The sequence below is a fragment of the Dickeya oryzae genome (genome assembly GCF_020406815.2).
GTDB lineage: Bacteria > Pseudomonadota > Gammaproteobacteria > Enterobacterales > Enterobacteriaceae > Dickeya > Dickeya oryzae.
Genome location: NZ_CP162670.1, coordinates 1,997,529 through 2,019,884 on the forward strand (window position 1 = coordinate 1,997,529; position 22,356 = coordinate 2,019,884).

Below are 22,356 nucleotides of genomic sequence, written 5' to 3' on the forward strand. Positions count from 1 at the left end.
CACCAAACGTCTGTGCATCCATCCTCTATACAGTAAACAGTGCTGTCTCAAACGTCGCGGATGCGCCACATGCAGACGGCAGCGCCCGCCAGCATCGCGATAGCGATGACAAAACCGGCATGATAACTCCAGACTTCAGCCACCATCCCAGCCAGTGAGCCGGAAATGATCCAGCCAACCCGGGTGGTATTGGTAAATAGCGTTGTGGCGGCACCGGCCTGACCCGGCATCAGATCCTGAAAATACAGCATGCCCATTCCGGCCAGAATACCGATGAAAATCGCATTCAGCAGTTGCAGCGCCAGCAATGCCCAGTGATTGTTCAGCAACGTCAGGCCGGTATAGAAAACCAGCCCGGCTATCACCGCTATACGCATCAGCAGGCGTTTGCCCAATCGACTGGCCAGATACCCTGCCAGCAGCATCACCGGAATTTCCAGCCCGGCGGCGGTCCCCATCATCACCCCGGCCAGTTTCTCCGGTAACTGTAATTCATGCACCAGATATAACGGCATATTGATCAGATAAATACCGTTGCAGGTCCACATCAGGGTACAGGCACTAAACAGCAATAGCGTATCGCGCCGGTTTTGCCGCGGCGATTCCAGCGTAGCGGCGGACTTAACCCGGGTCTTCGGCATAGAGGGCAGTAACAGCCACACCAACACTCCACATAAGACGAACACCGCTGCTGCCGTCAGGTACATCACCGGGAACCCGAATCCCAATACTAACGCGAAAGCAACCGGCGGCCCGATGACCCATGACAGTGAAATCTGCGCTCGCATCACGGAGCTGAACATGGCCGCGCCCCGGCCGGTGCGATCAGCGTGTTCCCTTGCCAGTGCAAACAGCTGTGGGTTGGCTGTAGAACCAAAGCTCGACAGCAATACGCCGATGAACAGCAAAACAAAGTAGTTGCGGTTCCAGGCATACAGCAGGCAGGAAAGCGCACCCAGCAGGCAACATTGCAGGATCAGCGTTTTGCGGTCGCCCTGGCGATCGGAATAGGTTGCTAAAACCTGGCTGACGACGATGCCGATCACCGCGCTACCGGTATAAAACAGCCCCACCATAACCGGGCGGACCTGTACTTCTGTGGACAAAAACAGGCTCAGTGTGGGGAGTTGCAGCGCACCAGCAATCCCGGTCAGGAAGGCAATCATCAGAAATGCCGAAGATGTCAGGTCGGGCAGACGCCGGGCTACACGGGTGGAAGAAAATGTCATGCTGAATTCAGGTCAAAAAAAGAACAGGAGGAAAACTGAACGCGCTATCTTACGCTGATAGGGTAGAAACGAAAGCCCGTTTCAACTTTTTTTCTTCAGCACCTATTCAGCACAAGTGTGACAACCTGTTAATGCGCACTGAATTTTCGGGTGAAAATGTGCGTGACCTCTAAGATCTGTCATTTCATCCATGCAGAATGCTTGCATAGCCATAATGAAAAACGCAGAATTTTTGAAACGTTTCAGCGAGGTTTTGCTGAAATTACCCTGAGCGAGTCAGCAAATTATTTCTCATAAAAGCTGAAACGATTCAAGTTCAGCAAGAGAGGAGCATTATGTTTCAGTTGTCACAGCACGACATTCATTTAGGTGCTTCCGCCGGTACGAAAGAGGAGGCCATCCGTCAGGTGGCCGCCGCTCTGACCGAAGCGGGTTGCGTGAGCGAAGGCTATGTCGCGGGGATGCTGCAGCGTGAGCAGCAGACATCGACCTATCTTGGCAGTGGTATCGCCATCCCGCATGGCACGACCGATACGCGAGATCTGGTGAAGAAAACCGGTGTTCAGGTATTCCAGTTCCCGCAGGGCATTGCGTGGGGGGAAGACCAGACCGCGTATGTGGTGCTGGGCATCGCTGCCCGTTCTGACGAACACCTGGCGCTGTTACGTCAACTGACCCATGTGCTGAGCGATGACCGCGTTGCGGCCCGTCTTGCCAGTACCACCTCCGCTGACGAACTGCGTGGGTTGCTGATGGGTGAACAACTGGCAGGTGCGTTCCGCTTTGATACGTCGCTGATTAACCTGAATGTGGCGACGGATAACCTGATGACCCTGCAGGCGCTGAACGCCGGTCGTTTGCAGCAGATTGGCGCAGTTGACGCCAGTTTCGTCAGCCATGTTGTCGCCACTAAACCGACCCATCTGGGGCAGGGTATTTGGCTGAGCGATAGTCTGAACGGCAACCTGGTGAGCGCGCTGGCGGTAAGCCGTCCAGCCCAGCCATTCGCACTAGACGGTGAAACCGTTGCGCTGTTGCTGACCGTGTCGGCTGCCGACGAGCAAGTATTTGCATCACTGGATTATCTCAGCAAGTTGTTGATTGCCGGTAAAGCTGACAGCCTGCTGTCTGCTGACGAAACCACGTTGTTGGCGTTGTTGACCAGTGACGAAGCAACCGAAGGTGAAGCCGAGAGCGACGCACTGGAAGCTGAATTTACTGTCCGCAATGAGCATGGTCTGCATGCCCGTCCCGGCGCGATGCTGGTCAACGTGATTAAACAGTTCTCCAGCGAGATAACGGTGACGAATCTTGACGGCACCGGTAAACCCGCCAACGGCCGCAGTCTGATGAAAGTGGTGGCGTTGGGGGTTAAAAGCGGCCACCGTCTGCGCTTTACCGCTCGCGGTGAAGATGCTGAAGCAGCGCTGAAAGCGATTGGTGAGGCCATTCAGTCTGGTCTTGGGGAGGGCGCAGCATGAGCAGACGCGTTGCCACCATTACCCTGAATCCCGCCTATGATTTAGTAGGGTATTGCCCGGAAATCGAACGGGGTGAGGTGAATCTGGTCCAGACTACGGGGCTGCATGCCGCAGGTAAAGGCATCAACGTTGCTAAGGTGCTCAAAGACCTCGGCATTGATGTCACCGTCGGTGGGTTCCTGGGCAAAGACAATCAGGACGGCTTTCAACAGTTGTTCAGCGAGTTGGGCATCGCCAACCGTTTCCAGGTGGTGTCGGGGCGTACCCGTATTAATGTCAAACTCACCGAGCAGAATGGCGATGTGACCGATCTGAATTTCTCCGGTTTTGAAGTGACCCAGCAAGACTGGCAGCGTTTCGTGAACGATTCGCTGAGCTGGCTGGGGCAGTTTGACATGGTAGCTGTCAGTGGCAGCCTGCCGAGTGGTGTTGACCCGGATGCGTTTACCGACTGGATGTCGCGTCTGCGTAGCCAGTGTCCGTGCATTATTTTCGACAGCAGCCGTGAAGCGCTGGTAGCAGGCCTGAAAGCCTCGCCGTGGTTGGTGAAACCCAACCGCCGTGAGCTGGAAATTTGGGCCGGGCGTAAATTACCTACGCTGGCGGATGTGGTAGATGCAGCGCATGCGTTGCGTGAACAGGGTATTGCTCATGTCGTGATTTCGCTGGGAGCGGAAGGCGCGCTGTGGGTCAATGCGTCCGGTGCCTGGCGTGCAATGCCGCCAGCCTGTGAAGTGATCAGTACGGTAGGTGCGGGTGACTCCATGGTGGGGGGATTGATTTATGGCTTATTGATGCGTGAGTCCAGTGAACATACGTTGCGTCTGGCCACTGCGGTGGCAGCGCTGGCCGTTAGCCAGAGTAACGTTGGCATTAGCGATCGTCCGCAGCTGGCTGCGATGATGGCGCGTGTTGATCTACAACCCTTTAATTGACAGCAGGAGATAAACAATGAAAACGCTGCTGATACTCGATAAATCACTGGGACTGGCGAAAAGCCGTCTGGTGAAGAATTTGCTCGGTGCTGCCGCAGCTAACGCAGGACTTACCCTCACTGAGCAACTTGCTGATGCGGAACTGGCGATCGTGCTGGGTGCTTCCGTACAGGCAGACAGTGGATTGAATGGCAAGAACGTGTTTGCCGGGGATGTGGAGTTGGCATTGAGTCAGCCCGCTCAGTTCCTGGAAAAAGCGAAGGCTGAGGCGAAGCCGTATCAGGCTCCGGCAGCGGCAGCTCCAGCGGCTGCGCCGACTGCGGCCAAGCGTATTGTGGCGGTGACAGCCTGCCCGACCGGGGTAGCTCACACCTTCATGGCGGCTGAAGCAATTGAAAGTGAAGCGAAAAAACGTGGCTGGTGGGTGAAAGTGGAAACCCGCGGCTCCGTAGGTGCAGGTAACCCGATTAGCCAGGAAGAAGTTGAACAGGCGGATTTGGTTATCGTGGCGGCGGACATTGAAGTTGACCTCAGTAAGTTCGCCGGTAAAAAAATGTATCGCACCTCGACAGGTCTGGCATTGAAGAAGACGGCGCAAGAGTTTGATAAAGCGCTGTCTGAAGCGGTGGTCTTCCAGCCCTCTGCCCAAAGTGGCGCGGCGGCTGACTCGGCCAAAAAAGGCGGCACAGGCCCGTATCGTCACCTGCTGACCGGCGTGTCGTACATGTTGCCGATGGTGGTGGCAGGTGGTTTGTGTATTGCCTTGTCATTCGTGTTCGGGATTACCGCGTTCAAGGAAGAAGGGACGCTGGCAGCGGCGCTGATGAAGATCGGTGGCGGCTCTGCGTTTGCACTGATGGTGCCGGTATTGGCAGGTTACATTGCGTTCTCCATTGCTGACCGTCCGGGTCTGACTCCGGGTCTGGTTGGCGGTATGCTGGCTGTCAGCACCGGTGCGGGTTTCCTTGGTGGTATCATCGCCGGGTTCCTGGCAGGTTATCTGGCGCGCGCCATCAGCAACCATGTGACGTTGCCGCAGAGTATGTCGGCGCTAAAACCGATTTTGATTATTCCGCTATTCGCGACGCTGATAACCGGCCTTATCATGATTTACGTGGTCGGTACCCCGGTTGCGAAAATCCTGACTGGCCTGACTGGCTGGCTGCAATCCATGGGTACGGCGAATGCGGTCATTCTGGGTGCCATTCTGGGCGGCATGATGTGTACCGATATGGGGGGCCCGGTAAACAAAGTGGCCTATGTGTTTGGTACCACGCTGCTCAGTAGCCAGGTGTATGCGCCAATGGCTGCTGTTATGGCTGCCGGTATGGTGCCACCGCTGGCGATGGGTCTGGCGACATTCATTGCTGCCAAGAAATTCACGGCTGGCGAACGTGAAGGGGGGAAAGCGGCGGTAGTACTGGGACTGTGCTTCATCTCCGAAGGGGCCATTCCTTACGCTGCCCGTGACCCGATGCGTGTACTGCCGTGCTGTATCCTGGGTGGTGCGTTGACGGGTGCCATTTCTATGGCGATTGGCGCTAAGCTGATGGCTCCGCACGGTGGTCTGTTCGTCCTGCTGATTCCAGGTGCGATCACACCGGTTCTGGGCTACCTGCTTTCCATCGTGGCGGGTACAGTCGTGGCTGGCGTGCTGTACGCTGTGCTGAAACGTCCGGAAGAGCAACTGGCTAAAGCCTGACACGTAATGACAATGCAGTGATAAAAACGCCGGTGCGATGTACCGGCGTTTTTTTTACGTTTTTTTCCGCGAGTTTACGCTTTTCCCGCGAGGAGAGTGCACTCAACAGCGGTATGATTTCGTCATGCTATGCTCGCTAAAAAGGAGAATGCCATGCCGCGTCATCATGCCAGCCGGGGGATTTTGGTGCTGGAGTCGCCCTGGGAGCTGGATGCGCTGGATGCCAACCGCTCATCCGTCGTGCCGTTTATTGAGGGGATTGCCAAGGTCGCCGGTGACACCGAGGTGTATTGCGCTAATTTCTACGACAAGGCCAGTTTTCGCACCGCACTACAGTGTTTGTGCAAAATCCCCTTCAAAAACATCATTATTTATGTCGCCGCGCACGGTCAGGGGAAAAGAGTAGGGGGGACGCACATTCGGGATGTGCTGGTACCTATCGGCGAGTTGTCGCATCAGTTCAATATTACCGGGTTGCTGCTCGGCGCCTGTTTTGTAGGGGCACATACCGAGTTAATCGAAACCTTTACTCGTGGCAACCAGTTACGCTGGTGTGCCGGGTATGCCTGTGAAACCGAATGGCTCACCGGTACTTTGATCGACTGCGCTATCATCAATCAGATGCTGTCGGTAAAGAAGAACGCCTTCTCTTATCGCGATACGATCATTGATAATCTGGCGCTGGCGATTTCGCCCTTTCACGATAAATACGCTATCGGGCGTGATGAGCAGGGAAGAGCGATGCAACTGCGTGATGCATTTCAGTGCGTTGTGCAGCCTGATGGGCAGGGCCATAAACCGCGCACGGTATCAAACCGAATATTCGAGCGGGCGGCGCAATTACGGCGGGAGGAAACGGCCTGATTACGCCGTGTAGCGGCCAGTATCTGGCCGCGATTCCTGTGTCAGCAGACGAGGTTGACCGGCGATTGTTGTGATTTGAGCCAGGCGATTTCCTGCGCCCAGATATCTGGATTGATGGTTTCCAGAATCAGTGGAATGCCGTCAAAGCGCGAGTCGCGCATAATATAGCTGAACACGGTTTTGCCGATGTTGCCTTCGCCCAGACTGTGGTGACGGTCCACCCGGCTATTAAACTCGCTTTTCGCGTCATTCAGGTGCATGCCGCGCAAATAGCCGAAACCGACGATACGCTCCAGTTCAGCAAAGGTCCGCTCACAGTCGGCCTCGGTGCGCAGGTCATAACCGCCTGCGAACGCATGGCAGGTATCGATACAGACGCCGACCCGACTTTTGTCTTCCACCTGACTGATGATTTCTGCCAGATGCTCAAACCGAAACCCCAGGTTGCTCCCCTGACCGGCGGTGTTTTCTATCACTGCGGTGACGCCGCTGGTTGCTTCCAGCGCCAGATTGATGGAATGGGCGATGCGGCGCAGGCAGGTGCTCTCGTCTATCTGACGCAGGTGGCTACCGGGATGAAAATTCAGTAATGTCAGCCCCAGTTGCTGGCAACGCGTCATTTCGTCGATAAATGCCGCCTGCGATTTGCACAAAGCCTCGTCATCCGGATGACCCAGATTGATTAGATAGCTGTCGTGCGGCAGTATCTGCGCCGGGGTGAATTGATACTGGACACAGGCGGCCTGAAAACGGTCAATCACCTCCGCCGTTAATGGCGCAGCCTGCCACTGGCGCTGGTTTTTGGTAAACAGCGCGAACGCGGTGGCACCGATGTCGTGGGCGCGGGCAACCGCCTGATCCACACCACCCGATGCGCTGACGTGGGCTCCGACATATTTCATGGTTTTCTCCTTTTTATGCCCGCGCATTATGACATTACCGCGTCACGGTCTGTAGCCCTGTTTCACCCAGACGTTATTTCATCCTGGGGACCGATTCAGGCGAAAAGATGCTGTATCGCCAGATTGATAGCCGCACCGCCTGCCACCAGCCAGATAAACAGCACTGCCGCCAGCAGTAAGGGTTTGACCCCCGCCTGTCGTAGCGTGCTCAGGCGGGTGGCTATCCCCAGCGCTACCATCGCCATGGTCAACAGCACGTTATCGAGTTGCGTGATCAGGGCGACCCAACGAGCGGGCAGCCAGTTCAGCGAATTAAAGCCACACATCAATACGAAGCCCAGCGCAAACCACGGATAACCGGTGGTAGCGGATGTCGCAGTCTGATGGGCTGGCTGACGCTGCTTGACCCACAAGCCAAGCAGGAACAGGAACGGTGCCAGCATCATGACGCGTAACATTTTACCGATGACCGCCGTGTTCTCCGTCTCCGGGCTGATAGCGTGACCCGCGGCGACCACTTGCGCCACTTCATGCACGGTGGAACCGAGGTAGAGTCCGAAAGTCTGCGGGGTAAATAACCAGCCGCTATACTGGATAAAATGTTGGTACATCCAGGGGTAAAGAAACATGGCGGTGGTACCGAACAGGACGACGGTGGATACCGCAACCGCGACTTTATCGGCGGTACTTTTCAGTACCGGGGCGGTGGCCAGTACCGCTGCGGCGCCGCAAATACTGCTGCCCACGCCAATCAGCAACGCGGTATGTCCGTCCAGTTGGAACCAGCGCCGCCCCAGCCAATAGGCGAGCAACAAGGTAGAGGTCAGCATCAGCACATCGATAACCAGACCGGCGCTACCGACGGCGGTGAGTTGCTGGAAGCTCAGCCGAAAGCCGTACAGGATGATGCCCCAGCGCAGCAGGTAATGCCGGGACCACTGGACACCGGCATCACACCAGGGTTGCAGGTGCGAATAAGCCGTATTGCCCAGTACCATGCCAACCAGTATCGCCAATGTCAGGGAGCCAAGCCCCAATCCGGCAATGGCTGGCAGGCCGGATAACCATAAGATGCCACGGGTCAGCAGGCCAATCAGGATGATGCCAGTCAACAGATGGCCCACCGAGGATAAAGGGGAAAGTCGTTGTACCCTGGAAGAAAATGAAAACATAGCCATACCCGCTATCAATGTAAGGTTGAGGGCACAGCCTATGATCAGCGCGCTTAAAATAGAAATTGATTATATATTTATAACCTATAGATATTTACGATAAGAGCCCCTATGCACATTACGTTACGTCAACTGGAAGTGTTTACCGAAGTCCTGAAAAGCGGTTCAACCACACAGGCATCGGTGGTGTTGTCGCTGTCACAATCCGCCGTCAGCGCGGCGTTGGCTGATCTCGAAAGCCAACTGGGGGTACAGCTGTTTGATCGTGTGGGTAAACGGCTGGTGGTCAATGAACACGGTCGTCTGTTGTACCCTAAAGCGTTGGCCTTGCTGGAGCAGTCGGCGGAAATTGAACAGCTTTTCCGGCGTGATAACGGCGCGCTGCGCATTTATGCCAGCAGTACCATCGGTAATTATCTGATGCCGGCGATGATTGCCCGCTATCGTCAGGATTTCCCTGCCATCCCGCTGGAGCTGTATGTGGGGAATACCCAGGATGTAGTCAATGCGGTGTCTGAGTTTCGGGTTGATTTGGGCCTGATAGAAGGGCCGTGTCATCACCCGGATTTGGTCACCCAACCCTGGCGGGAAGATGAACTGGTGGTGTTTTGCGCCCCCGGCAATCCGCTGATTGACCATGATTTTTCGTTACAGACGCTGGCGGATGCGCCGTGGATCCTGCGTGAGCACGGGTCAGGCACGCGTGAAGTGCTGGATCATTTGCTGCTGGCTCGTCTGCCGCATTTCCGGCTGGTGATGGAGCTTGGCAATTCAGAGGCCATCAAGCACGCGGTGCGACATGGCATTGGGATCAGTTGCCTGTCGCGGCATGTGATAGCTGAGCAGCTCGCTACCGGGGTGTTGGTGGAGTTACCGGTACCGTTACCGAAACTAAGCCGCACGTTATACCTGGTACACCATCGCCAAAAGCACTTATCGGGCGTGCTGCAATGCTTCCTGGAGTATTGTCGGGGAGAGGAACACCCTTAACAGCTCTGCAATATCAGCGTTACAAATCTGGCGTGTGTTCCAGAGGGATTACTTATGATACCGGGTGAGTTATGAAGGTCTCTTATAATCCGCGCTATGTGCTATTCAGCAGGTAGCAGATTGCCTACAATCCGCCCTCAAATTTTCAAGGGCATGGATTGTAATGGCTCAACATGATACTGACCTCGCGCAACCGCGGGGAACCACGCTACGCCGTGAGTTGAAAGCGCGGCATTTGACGATGATCGCCATCGGCGGTTCGATCGGTACCGGTTTATTTGTCGCGTCTGGTGCGACGGTATCGCAAGCCGGGCCGGGTGGGGCACTGCTGTCGTATGCGCTGATTGGCCTGATGGTCTATTTCCTGATGACCAGTCTTGGCGAGCTGGCAGCATTTATGCCGGTATCTGGTTCGTTTTCCACTTATGGCGCACGTTATGTGGAAGAGGGATTCGGTTTCGCGCTGGGGTGGAACTATTGGTACAACTGGGCGGTAACCATCGCCGTTGACCTGGTGGCGGCACAACTGGTCATGGGATACTGGTTCCCATCGGTGCCCGGCTGGGTCTGGAGTGCGTTGTTCCTGTCGCTGATGTTTTTGCTGAACTACATTTCGGTTAAAGGCTTTGGTGAAGCGGAATACTGGTTCTCGCTAATTAAGGTGACCACCGTGATTCTGTTCATTGCCGTTGGGGTGCTGATGATTATCGGTATTCTGCGCGGTGGCGAACATGCGGGCTGGCACAACTGGCAGATTGGCGATGCGCCGTTTGCTGGCGGATTTTCCGCGATGATCGGTGTGGCTATGATCGTTGGTTTCTCGTTTCAGGGCACCGAATTGATTGGTGTGGCGGCGGGGGAATCCAAAGATCCGCAGACTAACATTCCGCGAGCTATTCGTCAGGTATTCTGGCGTATCCTGCTGTTTTATATCTTCGCGATTCTGATAATCAGCCTGCTGGTGCCTTATACCGACCCTAATCTGCTGCGTAACGATGTGAAAGATATCAGCGTTAGCCCGTTCACGCTGGTGTTTGAGAATGCAGGTTTGCTGTCGGCGGCTGCCGTCATGAATGCGGTTATCCTGACGGCGGTGTTGTCGGCAGGTAACTCCGGTATGTATGCCTCTACCCGCATGTTGTTCACGTTGGCGCAGGAAGGTAAGGCACCCGCGTGCTTTGGCAAGCTCTCACAAGGTGGGGTACCACGTAATGCGTTGTACGCGACGACGGTGGTCGCAGGGTTGTGTTTCCTGTCGTCGATGTTTGGCAATCAGACGGTGTACCTGTGGTTGCTGAATACTTCCGGTATGACCGGGTTTATCGCCTGGCTGGGTATTGCCATTAGCCACTACCGTTTCCGCCGTGGTTATGTCGCGCAGGGGCATGATTTGAAGGCATTGCCGTACCGCTCTGGCTTTTTCCCGTTAGGGCCTATCTTTGCTTTCATACTCTGCCTGGTGATTACGTTGGGGCAGAATTATCAGGCGTTTCTGGCTGATAAGATTGACTGGTATGCCGTGACGGCGACGTACATCGGTATTCCACTGTTTCTGGCTATCTGGCTGGGCTATCGTCTGGTGAGAAAGTCACGGGTAGTGAAATACAGTGAGATGACCTTCCCGGAATACAAATAACGGTTTTATAGACAAAAAAGCCAGTCGGTAACCCGACTGGCTTTTTTTTACGACTAAAAGAAGTCGTACTCAAATGCGGGAATGCACCAGTTTCACACTGCGATAAACCGTGAGTAGCAGCGCGAGCAGTGCGAACAGCACCAGCGGTGCGCCGACATAACCGATTTTATCCATGCCAAGATGCAGACTCACCTGGCTCCCCAACAGTGCGCCACCGCCGATACCGAGGTTGAACAAGCCGGAGAAAATCGACATAGCGACATCGCTGGCATCCGGTGCCAGTGACAAGACTTTGGCCTGCATCGCCAGACCAATCGCCATCATCGCCAGTCCCCAGACCAGACACAGCAGCGTCAGGCTGAAGGGGTGAGCAGACAGCGGCATCAGCAGTGTCAGACAGCCTAGCAACAACAACATCGCCGTCACCAGAAACACCAGCGGGAAACGCTCGCTGTAGCGGCTGTAGAGCATACTGCCCACAATGCCGGCACACCCGAATAGCAACAGAATCAGGGTAGTGAAGTTTTCCGGCAGACCCGCTACGGTCTGGATAAAGGGTTCAATATAGCTGTAAGCCGTGAAGTGTGCCGTCACGACCACCACAGTTAGCAGGTAGATACCGACCAACGCCGGGCGGCGGAACAGTTTCGGCACACTGGACAACGAACCGGAATGCTCGCTCGGCAGTAATGGCAGCAAACGTGCCAGCAGGATCATGGCAACGGTCGCGCCTGCGGCGATGGTCAGGAAGGTGATTCGCCAGCCGAGGTATTGGCCGATAACCCGTCCCAGCGGCAGACCCAGAACCATCGCCAGTGACGATCCGGTGGCGATGAGCCCCAATGCCTGCGCTCGCTTGCCGTGGGGGGCCATTCGAATCGCCAGGGAGGCGGTAATAGACCAGAATACCGAGTGCGCCAGCGCGACACCGGCTCGGGAAAGGACCAGCACGGTAAAGTTCCAGGCAACGGCAGACAGCAAATGGCTGAGAATAAACAGACTGAACAGCCCGATCAGTAACTTGCGGCGCTCAATGCCACTGGTCAGCAACATGCAGATCAGTGAGGCGAGCGCCACTATCCAGGCGTAAATAGTGATCATCAGCCCAACATCTTCGGTTTTCATGGCAAAGGTATTGGCGATGTCACTCAGCAGCCCCACCGGAATAAACTCCGTGGTGTTAAAAATAAACGCGGCCACGGCCAGCGTCACCACGCGTAACCAGGCGGTGGCGCGTGAAGGGGAAGCGGATGTCATAGCAGGATCCTGAACGGGTGTGACGAGCGTGCTATTGTAGTGAATTGTGGGTAAAAATGCGATTACGATCACATTTCAGTCAGAAGACAGCATCGTGCAGCGAAGGTGCGCCTCGTGATAATGCACTGGGCGCGCATCATGCAGACACTGTGGCAAAAATAGTCTGGTTTTATTATAAGCAGAGTTTTCCCGCCAATAATTTATCGCCAAAACTATATAATAAAATGAATATTACTGGCTTATTTCTATCGCTCATTTTTAGATAAGCTACATAAAGAAGTGTTTTTTGTTTACTTTGGTGGCTGGTTATTTAAGTGGTGTTATTGTGGCGCGCTGAAAATACTTTTTATGAATAATCTTTGCTTCAAATATATGACACTTTTTTTGTGACTTATATTTTTAACAGGAATGCCAGTGGTATCTTGGAAGGTTATAACGGTATGTCGGCATTCACGACACTCCATTTTGTGGAATTGTGACTGTTTTTGCCGTTATTGGTTATGAACTGTGGCGTTATCCCATCTATACGGTGTGACTGGTTAATTCAACAAAACGTTAACATAGGAAAAAGAAATTGGCATATCTAAAAATTACCCTGGTAATAATTGTATTTTCTCAGTGATGGAATAGATAAGACGGGATGGTTTTTTATAATGGCAATTGAATTTGTAGTTGCAAAATAAAAACGAATATGAGACCTTTGTCACAAGCTTCGATGAGGGAACGGAAATGAGCGTATATATTAATGCGGTAGAAACTTATTTGCCTGGTCCGATGATTAGTAATCAGGAATTGGGAAATAAAATCGGATTTAAACCTGATTTAATTAAAAAACTTTTCGGGAACACTGGGCGGCACTTTGCCCTCAATATAAATACCGGTCAACCTATCGCGTCGTCGGCAGAGTTAATTACTATTGTAATTAAAAAGCTGCTTGCCAGCGCCGGGATAAAGAAGGAACGTATCGATTTTATTATTGTAGCGTCCGCCACGCCGGATACGCTCTTACCGAGCAGTGTTAATCAGGCATGCCATGCCATGAATTTTGGGCCGATTGAAACCTACCAGATTGTGTCAGGGTGTTCCGGTGCAGTGCAGGCGCTCAAACTGGCTCGCGAACTGGTAGCAACGCCAGACAATGGTCTGGATAATGGCCTGGTCATCGGTGTTGAAACAACGTATAAGTTCCTCAATTTCTTTGATGAAAATTCTGGCAAAAAAGACACAAAGGAACTGGTGAATTACACGTTATTTGGCGATGGTGTCGGAGGATGTCTTATTTCCAATAAGCCATCAGCATCCAGTATTGAAATTGAACATATTGCTTTTAAATATCTGGGTGTTGATGCGGAAGTTGGGCAGTTGGCAAACTGGCGTGGTCCGCGTAATGATATCGATTATGGCCCGATGCTGAATGAAGAATATAAGTTGATTGAAAAATTGGTACCGGTTATTACTCAAGATACAATCAATGCATTGACAGATAAACTAGGTGGGCGTCCGAATTGGCTACTACCGCCGCAACTTTCTGGTTCGATGCTGGAAAAGATTTTATCTGATATCGGCTATAAAGTGGATGAAATATTCAGTCTGGTGGATAAAATTGGTAACACCGCCAATGCCGCGCTGTTTTTTCAGATAAAAGAATTTAGTGATATCTCCCTTGCTGACGAGTGCGCCATCGGTGTTTCTGTTGAGTCATCGCGTTGGCTGGCGGGTGGACTTATTTTAAGAAATAAGAAAGGTCTTTTGTAATATCAGATAAAAAGACGTTTATTGATACTCCCACAAATAAAATGGCAGAGTGTTCGGCCTTTTTATTACGCACCGCAATACGTTTGCTTTTCAAGACAAGGCTCATCACGGGCCTTGTCGCATGACAGTCGCGTGAATGTTCCGGCCATGATCTCCGCAATGGTCCGGAGGCGCGCCAACACGCCCGCCAGTCAGGGGCAGCCTGGTGGTGTGTTATCAGGCACGGCCAGGCAGGAGAAATAGGCAGGTCACGTCGCGAGTGGGGCATCTGCAATCTGACAGGGACAAGGAGAATAAGGATATTTATGAAACAGGATAATGCATTGAGCCGTATTGCCGCCTCGAAAAAAATAACGGCGGAAGGAAAACGCATCGTCAATATTGCCACATTCAGTAACTTCAATCACAAAGCATTGAATGACCTGATTACGTTTAACCTGAATGCCCTGGGTTGTTATCCTTCTTTTTATGATGGCATTTACAGCGACTATTTTCCCCATGTGTTGGGGAATGCGGCTGACATCAAAGCGTTCGGGGCACAGTTTCATTTCTACGTTCTGGATACGTCTTTTATCGAAAACGACATCGGTTCTCTGCTGCCGGTGGACGATATCCGTGAAAATATCCACGAGCAAAAAAAACGACTGGCGTATTTGCTGAATTTTTCTACTGCCAGTTGTGATGCCCGCCTGGTGCTGAACACTATCCATATTGGTGAGTCGCAACTCAAACAGATCATCGCACAAGATCAGCGAGCGGTGGTGAAACAGTTGATCAACGAGTTCAACGACCATCTCCTGACGTTGGAACAGACAGAAGACCGCGTGACGGTGGTTTCTTTACAGGACGCCGGTGGAATGGTGGAGGACCCCGCCACCAGCCGGACGGCGCAACTGCTCGGACTGGGCGTCGGTCTGGACGCGTTGGACGCTATTGCACGCGTTGGTGCCGGAGCTATCCGACAAGCGCTAGGGAAAACGCTGAAATGCGTGGTCAGCGATCTGGATAATACCTTGTGGAAGGGCATTCTGGCAGACGACGGTGTTGATGGCATTCTGATGGCCGATAAACATATCGGCACCGGGCATCTGCGTTATCAGGAGTACCTGCGCAACCTGTACGATCAAGGCGTCATTCTGGCGATTTGTAGCAAAAACAACCTGGAGAATGTGGAAGAGGCGTTTAAACGCCGAGCCGACGAGATGCGCATTTCGCTGGATAAGTTTTCCGTGGTCTGTGCCAATTGGCAGGCGAAAAGCGGCAACATTCTGAGTATTGCCAGCGAGTTAAACATTTCTCCAGAACACATGCTGTTTATCGATGACTCAGCGTTCGAATGTGCGGAAGTTAAAGCCCGCATTCCGGATATCACCGTGATGGATTTTTCCGGTGATGCGGCAGAGAACGTCGCCACGCTGATCGCGGCCGACTATTTCCTGCGTCCAACTATCAGTAGCGATGACCGCATGCGCAATCTGAGCTACGCGCAGAACAAGCGTCGTACTGAACTGCAAAAAGAGTTTGAAGACGACCACGCCTTTCTCAGCAGTCTGGCGATGACGCTGACTATCCAGCCGGTGGATGAGTCCACGTTGGATCGCGTATCACAACTGACGCTGCGCACCAACCAGTTCAACATGACGACGCAACGGATGAGCTCACAGGATGTGGCGGGCTACCTGGCTCGGGAAGGGTATCAGGCGTTTACGCTGGCATGCCGCGACCGTATCGGCGACTACGGCACCATCGGTGCGATATTCCTGCGTTTCGACAGCGATGGCTGTCATATCGACAACTTCATCATGAGCTGCCGTATCTTCGGGCGTCAAATCGAGTTCGCGGCGATGCGCTGGCTGTTCGGCGTGTGCCAGGAGCGGGGCGTTAATCGCGTTAGCGCAGTGTACGGCCCGACCGAAAAAAATAAAAAATTCCAGCGTTTTTATCCGGATTGTGGATTCACCGAAACCACGAGCAATGTGTTCAACGTTATCGACCCGGTACCCGCGTTGCTGGCTGAGAGCAGCAATACCGTCACTGTTAAAGAAGGGGAATGAGCATGAAACTGGCCGACTTTATTAGTCTGATCAACACCAAAACTGGCATGGCACTGGCGATTGAACAGGCGCAGGAAGATTTAACTACTCTCCCGGAATGGGACTCGTTGACCTTCGTCTATCTGTTGATGGAAATCGAAAAACAACAAAACGTCAAAATCGATGTTGAACAGGTATTGCAGTGCACCACGCTGAATGACATTTACAAGGTTGTGAGCCATGAAGTTACTGAAAGTGTCTAGGGAAAGACGCCAGACGCTCTCTTTTCTGGCGATATCCCGAGGTATTCCGGCCATTACTATCATGCGCGAGATAGATGTCTCGCGTATTGTGGCGGCTGGGATGCAACGCAATATGACGGCGATTACCATCAAGGCGATCAGTGAAGCGTTGCACCAATTTCCGCAACTGAATGCGATGATCAAATTCGGTAGCGACAGTACGCTGATTTGTCCGGATGACATCAGTACCCGGGTCACGCTGGAAAAGACGTTGAACGGCGTATCCGGGGTGTATTCCCGGGTCATCAAGCATACCGAAAAGCTGTCTGTTGCCGAGATTGGGCGGGCGCTGCAACAGTTCAAGCAAGAGGACGCAGCGACCAGCGAGCATTATAAGAAAATTCGTTTTATTCAGCGCTTGCCGACGTGGCTCGCCGCTTTGCTGCTGCGTTTGGCCATGCTGTCGCCAAAACTGCAGGCGGAGACCTGGGGGAGCTTTACCGTGACATCGCTGGGGAAAAACGGCCCTGATGCCTGTATCCCGATTTCCGGTTCCACGTTCACGTTCACGGTGGGAGTGATCAACGAAAGGCCTTCACATGACATGGCGTTGTCACAGGTGGTGAACCTGACCATGGTTTTCGACCACCGGGTACTGGACGGCAGACTGGCATCAGAATTTCTGACACGGATAAAAAGCAACATGGAAGGTTTTGCACTGGAGCCATCATCATGATGCTTGATGAACTCAAAAATTTTGTGCTGCTACACAGCTATGTGTTGAACGTCGGTGCGGAAACTCGCGCCATTCTGCCGGATATTCATCATCTGGGTGATGATGCACCGCATAGCTGGAGCCAGATGTTTTACCATCAGGCGCAACAGCATGAAAAGCAAGGCGAGTGGCTCAAGGCCTGTTCGCTTTACAATCTGGCGCGTTTTCCCTATCCAGAAACACCACTTCAGCATGAATGCAACCAGCATTGCCAGCGGTTGTTTCATCAGCAGTATATCGAGAGCGGCGCGGTAACGCGGGTCAGCCTGTCGCAGGGACGGCAGGTGTGCTACGTCAGGAAAAAGAACACTAATAACGTCATCATTATCAACGGGGGCATCATCTCGTTAAAAGAGCAGTGGGTGAATCTGGTGGGGCTGTTCGAGCGGTTTGACGTGACCGTGGTGCTGACAGAAATGCCGGGGGTGGGAGAAAACCAACTGCCCTATAACGAACAATCTTTTCGTATGTACAGCGATGTGCTGGATTATCTCGCACAGGATCGCGCTGATATTCGGTGCCATATTTTCGGCCTGAGCTTCAGTGGGTTTATCGCCTACAAGAACAGCCTGACCGACAACCGTATCGTGGGCATCACCATGGCTGGCACACCGCTGGATTCGTTGTACCACGACAGGGAGGTTTACCGGCGGTTGCCTTACGTGACACGGTTGGTCATTAGGCACAACGTGGGGAAAACACACCCGGAACTCGATGACGACGACAAGATATTTCAGTATCTCGATAGCACCTTCGTGATGCACCCGGGGGACATCAACCACGGGGTCAGGCTGTATTACGTTCAGAGTCTGCGTGATGAGGTGATCCCGAATGTGGAAGCAGACACTATCCGCCGCTTATCCAACAGGACTCATATTCTGTCGCTGGATGATGTTCATGGTTCACCCAGTTACGGCAAAACCGTGCGGGTGTATCTACTGTGGTCACTGCTGAATTCACTGAATCTGTCCCAACTGCTGTCCGGCGTCGCCAGGCTGGGATTCGGTGTTCTGCGGCGTCTGAAGCGTTAGATGATATCTGGTTACACAGTGCGTTAGCGTGTAAACGATTTAGCCCTTTGCCTTTTTGGGGCGGTGATCCCAGCCCCATTTTTTTTATATGCAGCGCGGTGGTGCCTCATAGCGTGAGGGAAGAACGTGACTGATACCAGCGTCAGCGTCTATGAGCTACAAGCGTTAGCGTTTATGAAAATAAGTCATCGCCAGTGCCAGTGCCAGTACTGAGCCTTTGATAATGTCCATCGCGTAGTAGGGCACAGACAGCATGACCAGCCCGTTTTGTAATACACCGAGGATCACGGCACCGACCAGCGTACCCAATGCATTCGGTTTACCGGAACCAGCCAGCGAAAAGCCAATATACGCAGCCGCGACGGCGTCCATCAGATAACCGCCCCCCGCGTTGACCTGCGATGAACCGATACGGGATGCCAGCAGAATACCACCCAGTGCGGCTAACAGCGATGAAAGCAGATAGGCCAGCACCCGATAACGCGCGGTGCGGATCCCAGCCAGACGCGCTGCCTCCGGATTGCCGCCAATGGCGTACATACGTCGGCCGTGTTTGGTGAGCGACATATACAACTGCACCAGAATGGTTACGACCAGCATGATCACCACAATCACGGGTACATGACCAAGGGTGGAGAACACCTCGGGGATCACGCCTTCTGCCATCTCGCCGTTCGGCAACAGCATATTCTGAGTGATAGAGCCGCCGTAACTGTAGGTCATGGCGACCCCTTGAATCACAAAGAGGCTCGCCAGCGTTGCCAGCATGTCCGGAATACGCAGAATCACGATTAAAAAGGCATTAAACAGCCCGACTAACAAACACAAGGCCAGCGTCAGAACGATAGCGCCGGTGGTGCTAAAGCCATGCCAGACGAACAGCGATATCACCAACGCATTCGCCAGCGAGGCGGTCGACCCAACCGACAGATCAAATCCACCCACTGACAGCGAAATGGACACCGCTATCGCTATCACCGTGACGATGGCGATAGAGCGCAGGATGTTGATGATGTTGTTCGGATCCAGAAAGTTGTCCGATGCCAGCCCAAACAGGGCAATCAACAAGACGACGGTAATCAGCATTCCCCATTTATAAAACAGGTCGAACAGACGATGGTGAAAGGGGATCGCGTCCTTAGGGGCGCTGTTGGATACGATTGGCTGACTCACGCGGGAGTTCCTCCGGTTGAATAAAGTAACAACGTTTCTTCGTCGGCATCGGCACCGTCGAGTTCAGCGACGATGCGTCCATCCCACAGAACACAAATGCGATCGCACAGCCCGACCAGTTCGGAGAACTCGCCGGAAGCATAAATCACGCCTTTGCCCTGTCGGGCCAGAGAGTCTATCAGGGTGAACAAGTCCTGCTTGGCTTTGATATCCACGCCTTTAGTGGGCTCATCCAAAATCAACACTTGCATGTCGCTGCGTAACCATTTGCCGATAGCGACCTTTTGCTGGTTGCCGCCGGACAGGCGTCGCAAGCGCTGCTGCGGCCCGCTGGTGCGGATGGTCAACCGCTGGATCAGGGCGTGGGCCCAGGCCAGTGCCTGACCGTGTCCGAAGAGTCCGTAGCGGGAAAAACTGTCGCAGTCGCTGATGCTGAGATTCATGGTGACGGAATCGTCAATAAAAATACCTTCTTTGCGCCGTTCTTCGGGTACCAGCGCGATCCCCTGCTGCACTGCGTCAGCCGGTGAGGTAGGACGCCAGGGCTGGCCCAGATAGTGCCCGGCGTCAACCCGACTGCGGGTTGCACCGAATAGTGCTTTACACAGTTCCGTCTTGCCAGCACCGGCGAGACCGGCGATACCGAGGATTTCCCCTTTACGCAGACGCAATGAAATGTTGTGCAGCAGTGTGTCATCGTGCAGGCCGTCTACCTGCAATAACACATTGCCGTCATGCTGCTGGCGACGTGGTGGGAAAATATCATCCAACTGATGGCCCAGCATGCGTTCAACAATTTCTTCACCGCTGAGTCCTTGCATCGGACTGCAACTGACGAACTGCCCGTCACGCAATACCGTCAATGTGTCGCAGATAGCGCTCAGCTCATGAATGCGGTGTGAAATGAAGACGATGCCAATACCGTCTTGTTGCAGGCGACGCACCACCGCAAACAAACGCGCGCTTTCTTCCTGATCAAGCGGTGCGGTGGGTTCATCAAGAATTAAAAAGCGGCAACGATGAGAGAGGGCACGCGCCAGCAGGATTTGCTGTTTTTCCGCCAGCGTGCAGCGCTCCAGCCGCTGGCGAACATTGATGCTGACCCCTAACTGTGTCAGCAGCGCCTGTGCCTGTTGATAGAGTGCAGACCAGTTGAGTACATGGCCGCTTTGCGCCAACTGGTCCAGCATAATGTTCTCCGCGACCGACAGCGTCGGCACCAGTGCGGCGTCCACTTCTTGCTGCACCAGATGAATGCCGTGGCGTTTGGCGTCTCGTGGAGAATGAATTGCGACTTTTTCGCCATCCAGCAGAATATCTCCACTGTAATGGTCATAAGCGCCAGAAAGAATCGCCATCAGTGTGGATTTTCCCGCGCCATTAGCGCCAGTCAACGCATGGATAGAACCGCCTTCCAGCGTGAAATTCACCTGTCTGAGGGCCGGGAATCCGGCAAAAGAGATGGAAATGTAGCGCATTTCCAGACGCGATCGCGGGTTTATGGACATAATTGACAACAACGTGTTCTTAATAGCGATAATGACGAGATGTCGACGTTGAAAAATATCACATTAACCGCAGAATGGAATGCCTGAATGGCGCTCCAGACGTCTTAAGACAGAAATGAAAAAGCATAACTTAAGCAAAAACGTTATTAACACGGTGATCCGTTATCCCTAAATATGGTTTTCAATGTGGTATCTCCGAACAGGGTTTCCGGGTAAACCGGGCGTTTATCCCCTCACTAGTCGAACAGGAACGTATCCGTAATGAGTACAACTGACATCCGCGTCCAGGTAGGGCCGGCCAACTATTTTTCTTTTCCAGGGGCGATTGACCAACTCAGCGAATTTTATCCACACGAGAGACTGTCGCGTGCATTTTGGATTCACGGTGAGCGTGCACTGGCGGCAGCCCAGCCTTATTTGCCAGCGGCATTTTCCGCGCCGACGGCTCGCACGGCCTGCTTTTCCGCGCATTGCAGCGAAAATGAAGTTGCGCGCTTAACCGCGGCGGCGGGCGCTGATCGCACGGTGGTGATTGGCGTGGGGGGCGGTGCGGTATTAGATACCGCCAAGGTGGTGGCGCGTCGTCTGGGCTTGCCGCTGGTGGCGATACCGACTATCGCGGCGACCTGTGCCGCCTGGACGCCGCTGTCTGTCTGGTATAACGAAGCCGGGCAGGCGCTGCGGTTTGAGATTTTTACCGATGCCAATCATCTGGTACTGGTGGAGCCACGCATTCTGCTGGCGGCACCGGCAGCGTACCTGTTGGCGGGCATTGGTGACACGCTGGCTAAATGGTATGAGGCGGTGGTGCTCAGCCCCGAACCACAGACGTTATCACTGACTGTGCGGCTCGGGCTGCAAACTGCACAGGACATCCGTGATGTGCTGCTGCGCCAGAGTGAATCTGCGCTGAAGGCGGTGAATGCGGCCACGCTGAATCAGGATTTTCTGGATGTGGTCGACGCGATCATTGCCGGGGGCGGAATGGTCGGTGGGCTGGGCGAGCGTTATACCCGGGTGGCGGCGGCGCATGCGGTGCACAATGGGCTGACGGTGTTGCCGCAAACAGAGTCATTTCTGCATGGGACCAAGGTGGCATACGGTATTCTGGTGCAATGCGCGTTGCTGGAGCAGTTCGATACGCTGCGTGAGTTGAAAACAGCGTTCCGGGTATTCGGGTTGCCGGTGTCGCTGGCCGAGTTGGGGGTGGATATTGAGGATAACGCGTCAATCCAGGCGGTGATCACGCGAACATTGCAGGCAGGCGAATCCATTCATTATTTACCCGGTGTGCCAGATGCCGGTACGCTGCTGGCAGCGTTTCGCGCGGTAGAACAGGCGGGCGCATGATAAAACAACGGGGCGGTTTACCACCTCGCCCCGTTGATGTGGTGTCTGGCAGGGTTACTGCAACTTGTCATACGGAAAGGAGTTCCTGATGTAACGTGCGTAGTAGCGTGCTTTGGCGTTAGATGCCATCAGCTCTTCATAAATCATCAGTGCCACGTTTTTGTACTGATACAGACTACCGTTCAGTAATTCTACTTCTAATATGCGGTTTTCCGAATCGTACCCCACGGCAAACAGCTCGCTGGAAGATACTCGTTTGCGTTCCAAAACAAATTACTCCCTGTTAGTGGTTGCAATACAACGTTAAATACAACAGTAATG

Annotated in this window: 19 protein-coding genes; 12 read left to right on the forward strand and 7 right to left on the reverse strand. The window is 53.5% G+C overall.

All coding sequences use genetic code 11. The annotated features are described in order from the left end of the window. Positions 1-47: 47 nt before the first annotated feature. Positions 48-1,229, reverse strand: coding sequence for a sugar efflux transporter (locus tag LF929_RS08715; protein ID WP_038908244.1), 1,182 nt, complete (start codon positions 1,227-1,229; stop codon positions 48-50). 335 nt (positions 1,230-1,564) lie between these two features. On the opposite strand from LF929_RS08715, the gene fruB reads away from it, so the two are divergent. From fruB to LF929_RS08735, 4 genes are all read left to right on the forward strand, one after another. Then, a complete protein-coding gene (gene fruB / locus LF929_RS08720) occupies positions 1,565-2,710 on the forward strand; it encodes a fused PTS fructose transporter subunit IIA/HPr protein (protein WP_019845694.1) in 1,146 nt (381 codons plus the stop codon). Then, entirely contained in the window at positions 2,707-3,645 is a 939-nt protein-coding gene (gene fruK, locus LF929_RS08725; protein WP_016942527.1) for a 1-phosphofructokinase, read from the forward strand. The genes fruB and fruK overlap by 4 nt, the downstream gene beginning before the upstream one ends. Positions 3,646-3,661: 16 nt before the next feature. Next, on the forward strand, positions 3,662-5,347 hold the full coding sequence (gene fruA / locus LF929_RS08730) for a PTS fructose transporter subunit IIBC (RefSeq protein ID WP_038908241.1): 1,686 nt from the start codon (positions 3,662-3,664) through the stop codon (positions 5,345-5,347). A gap of 153 nt (positions 5,348-5,500) precedes the next feature. Next, entirely contained in the window at positions 5,501-6,211 is a 711-nt protein-coding gene (locus tag LF929_RS08735) for a hypothetical protein (protein ID WP_226093142.1), read from the forward strand. A gap of 41 nt (positions 6,212-6,252) precedes the next feature. Here LF929_RS08735 and nfo read toward each other — a convergent pair whose 3' ends face one another. Together nfo and LF929_RS08745 are read right to left on the reverse strand one after the other, a co-directional pair. Then, positions 6,253-7,113 (reverse strand): deoxyribonuclease IV, encoded by an 861-nt coding sequence (nfo, locus tag LF929_RS08740; RefSeq protein ID WP_226093141.1) that lies wholly within the window; start codon positions 7,111-7,113, stop codon positions 6,253-6,255. Positions 7,114-7,208: 95 nt separating this feature from the next. Beyond that, a complete protein-coding gene (locus LF929_RS08745; RefSeq protein WP_226093140.1) occupies positions 7,209-8,291 on the reverse strand; it encodes a YeiH family protein in 1,083 nt (360 codons plus the stop codon). A gap of 105 nt (positions 8,292-8,396) precedes the next feature. On the opposite strand from LF929_RS08745, the gene yieE reads away from it, so the two are divergent. Continuing rightward, positions 8,397-9,275 carry a DNA-binding transcriptional regulator YeiE gene (gene yieE / locus LF929_RS08750; RefSeq protein ID WP_038908237.1) on the forward strand — a complete coding sequence of 293 codons (879 nt, stop codon included), beginning with the start codon at positions 8,397-8,399 and terminating at the stop codon, positions 9,273-9,275. A 163-nt stretch (positions 9,276-9,438) separates the two neighbouring features. Then, complete coding sequence (locus LF929_RS08755) at positions 9,439-10,911, forward strand: amino acid permease (RefSeq protein ID WP_226093139.1); 1,473 nt, start codon at positions 9,439-9,441, stop codon at positions 10,909-10,911. Positions 10,912-10,980: 69 nt separating this feature from the next. Here LF929_RS08755 and LF929_RS08760 read toward each other — a convergent pair whose 3' ends face one another. Beyond that, positions 10,981-12,168: a sugar transporter gene (locus LF929_RS08760; RefSeq protein ID WP_226093138.1), complete on the reverse strand. Its 1,188-nt coding sequence runs from the start codon at positions 12,166-12,168 to the stop codon at positions 10,981-10,983. 729 nt (positions 12,169-12,897) lie between these two features. Between LF929_RS08760 and LF929_RS08765 the strand changes: the two genes are divergently transcribed. The 5 genes from LF929_RS08765 to LF929_RS08785 all read left to right on the forward strand — a co-directional run bounded on the left by LF929_RS08765 (position 12,898) and on the right by LF929_RS08785 (position 18,004). Next, positions 12,898-13,923, forward strand: a complete 1,026-nt coding sequence (locus tag LF929_RS08765; RefSeq protein ID WP_038904634.1) for a 3-oxoacyl-ACP synthase — start codon at positions 12,898-12,900, stop codon at positions 13,921-13,923. Between the two features lie 305 nt (positions 13,924-14,228). Further along, complete coding sequence (locus LF929_RS08770) at positions 14,229-15,977, forward strand: HAD family hydrolase (protein ID WP_226093137.1); 1,749 nt, start codon at positions 14,229-14,231, stop codon at positions 15,975-15,977. After that, complete coding sequence (locus LF929_RS08775) at positions 15,974-16,219, forward strand: acyl carrier protein (RefSeq protein WP_152490388.1); 246 nt, start codon at positions 15,974-15,976, stop codon at positions 16,217-16,219. The genes LF929_RS08770 and LF929_RS08775 overlap by 4 nt, the downstream gene beginning before the upstream one ends. Further along, entirely contained in the window at positions 16,197-16,934 is a 738-nt protein-coding gene (locus tag LF929_RS08780) for a 2-oxo acid dehydrogenase subunit E2 (RefSeq protein WP_038908231.1), read from the forward strand. The genes LF929_RS08775 and LF929_RS08780 overlap by 23 nt, the downstream gene beginning before the upstream one ends. Then, on the forward strand, positions 16,931-18,004 hold the full coding sequence (locus LF929_RS08785) for an alpha/beta hydrolase (protein ID WP_210174881.1): 1,074 nt from the start codon (positions 16,931-16,933) through the stop codon (positions 18,002-18,004). The genes LF929_RS08780 and LF929_RS08785 overlap by 4 nt, the downstream gene beginning before the upstream one ends. Positions 18,005-18,169: 165 nt before the next feature. Here LF929_RS08785 and LF929_RS08790 read toward each other — a convergent pair whose 3' ends face one another. Continuing rightward, on the reverse strand, positions 18,170-19,090 hold the full coding sequence (locus LF929_RS08790) for an ABC transporter permease (RefSeq protein ID WP_226093153.1): 921 nt from the start codon (positions 19,088-19,090) through the stop codon (positions 18,170-18,172). Positions 19,091-19,173: 83 nt separating this feature from the next. Beyond that, positions 19,174-20,685 (reverse strand): sugar ABC transporter ATP-binding protein, encoded by a 1,512-nt coding sequence (locus LF929_RS08795; protein WP_038908228.1) that lies wholly within the window; start codon positions 20,683-20,685, stop codon positions 19,174-19,176. A 261-nt stretch (positions 20,686-20,946) separates the two neighbouring features. On the opposite strand from LF929_RS08795, the gene LF929_RS08800 reads away from it, so the two are divergent. Further along, entirely contained in the window at positions 20,947-22,035 is a 1,089-nt protein-coding gene (locus tag LF929_RS08800; protein ID WP_210174879.1) for an oxidoreductase, read from the forward strand. 54 nt (positions 22,036-22,089) lie between these two features. Here LF929_RS08800 and LF929_RS08805 read toward each other — a convergent pair whose 3' ends face one another. Further along, positions 22,090-22,302 carry a KTSC domain-containing protein gene (locus tag LF929_RS08805; RefSeq protein ID WP_016942516.1) on the reverse strand — a complete coding sequence of 71 codons (213 nt, stop codon included), beginning with the start codon at positions 22,300-22,302 and terminating at the stop codon, positions 22,090-22,092. Positions 22,303-22,356: the final 54 nt, after the last annotated feature.

Bases quoted from the DNA above. Each gene is read 5' to 3' on its own strand.
- LF929_RS08715 (WP_038908244.1), bottom strand. From the start codon at position 1,229: ATGACATTTTCTTCCACCCGTGTAGCCCGGCGTCTGCCCGACCTGACA.
- fruB (WP_019845694.1), top strand. From the start codon at position 1,565: ATGTTTCAGTTGTCACAGCACGACATTCATTTAGGTGCTTCCGCCGGT.
- fruK (WP_016942527.1), top strand. From the start codon at position 2,707: ATGAGCAGACGCGTTGCCACCATTACCCTGAATCCCGCCTATGATTTA.
- fruA (WP_038908241.1), top strand. From the start codon at position 3,662: ATGAAAACGCTGCTGATACTCGATAAATCACTGGGACTGGCGAAAAGC.
- LF929_RS08735 (WP_226093142.1), top strand. From the start codon at position 5,501: ATGCCGCGTCATCATGCCAGCCGGGGGATTTTGGTGCTGGAGTCGCCC.
- nfo (WP_226093141.1), bottom strand. From the start codon at position 7,113: ATGAAATATGTCGGAGCCCACGTCAGCGCATCGGGTGGTGTGGATCAG.
- LF929_RS08745 (WP_226093140.1), bottom strand. From the start codon at position 8,291: ATGGCTATGTTTTCATTTTCTTCCAGGGTACAACGACTTTCCCCTTTA.
- yieE (WP_038908237.1), top strand. From the start codon at position 8,397: ATGCACATTACGTTACGTCAACTGGAAGTGTTTACCGAAGTCCTGAAA.
- LF929_RS08755 (WP_226093139.1), top strand. From the start codon at position 9,439: ATGGCTCAACATGATACTGACCTCGCGCAACCGCGGGGAACCACGCTA.
- LF929_RS08760 (WP_226093138.1), bottom strand. From the start codon at position 12,168: ATGACATCCGCTTCCCCTTCACGCGCCACCGCCTGGTTACGCGTGGTG.
- LF929_RS08765 (WP_038904634.1), top strand. From the start codon at position 12,898: ATGAGCGTATATATTAATGCGGTAGAAACTTATTTGCCTGGTCCGATG.
- LF929_RS08770 (WP_226093137.1), top strand. From the start codon at position 14,229: ATGAAACAGGATAATGCATTGAGCCGTATTGCCGCCTCGAAAAAAATA.
- LF929_RS08775 (WP_152490388.1), top strand. From the start codon at position 15,974: ATGAGCATGAAACTGGCCGACTTTATTAGTCTGATCAACACCAAAACT.
- LF929_RS08780 (WP_038908231.1), top strand. From the start codon at position 16,197: ATGAAGTTACTGAAAGTGTCTAGGGAAAGACGCCAGACGCTCTCTTTT.
- LF929_RS08785 (WP_210174881.1), top strand. From the start codon at position 16,931: ATGATGCTTGATGAACTCAAAAATTTTGTGCTGCTACACAGCTATGTG.
- LF929_RS08790 (WP_226093153.1), bottom strand. From the start codon at position 19,090: ATGCTGATTACCGTCGTCTTGTTGATTGCCCTGTTTGGGCTGGCATCG.
- LF929_RS08795 (WP_038908228.1), bottom strand. From the start codon at position 20,685: ATGTCCATAAACCCGCGATCGCGTCTGGAAATGCGCTACATTTCCATC.
- LF929_RS08800 (WP_210174879.1), top strand. From the start codon at position 20,947: ATGAGTACAACTGACATCCGCGTCCAGGTAGGGCCGGCCAACTATTTT.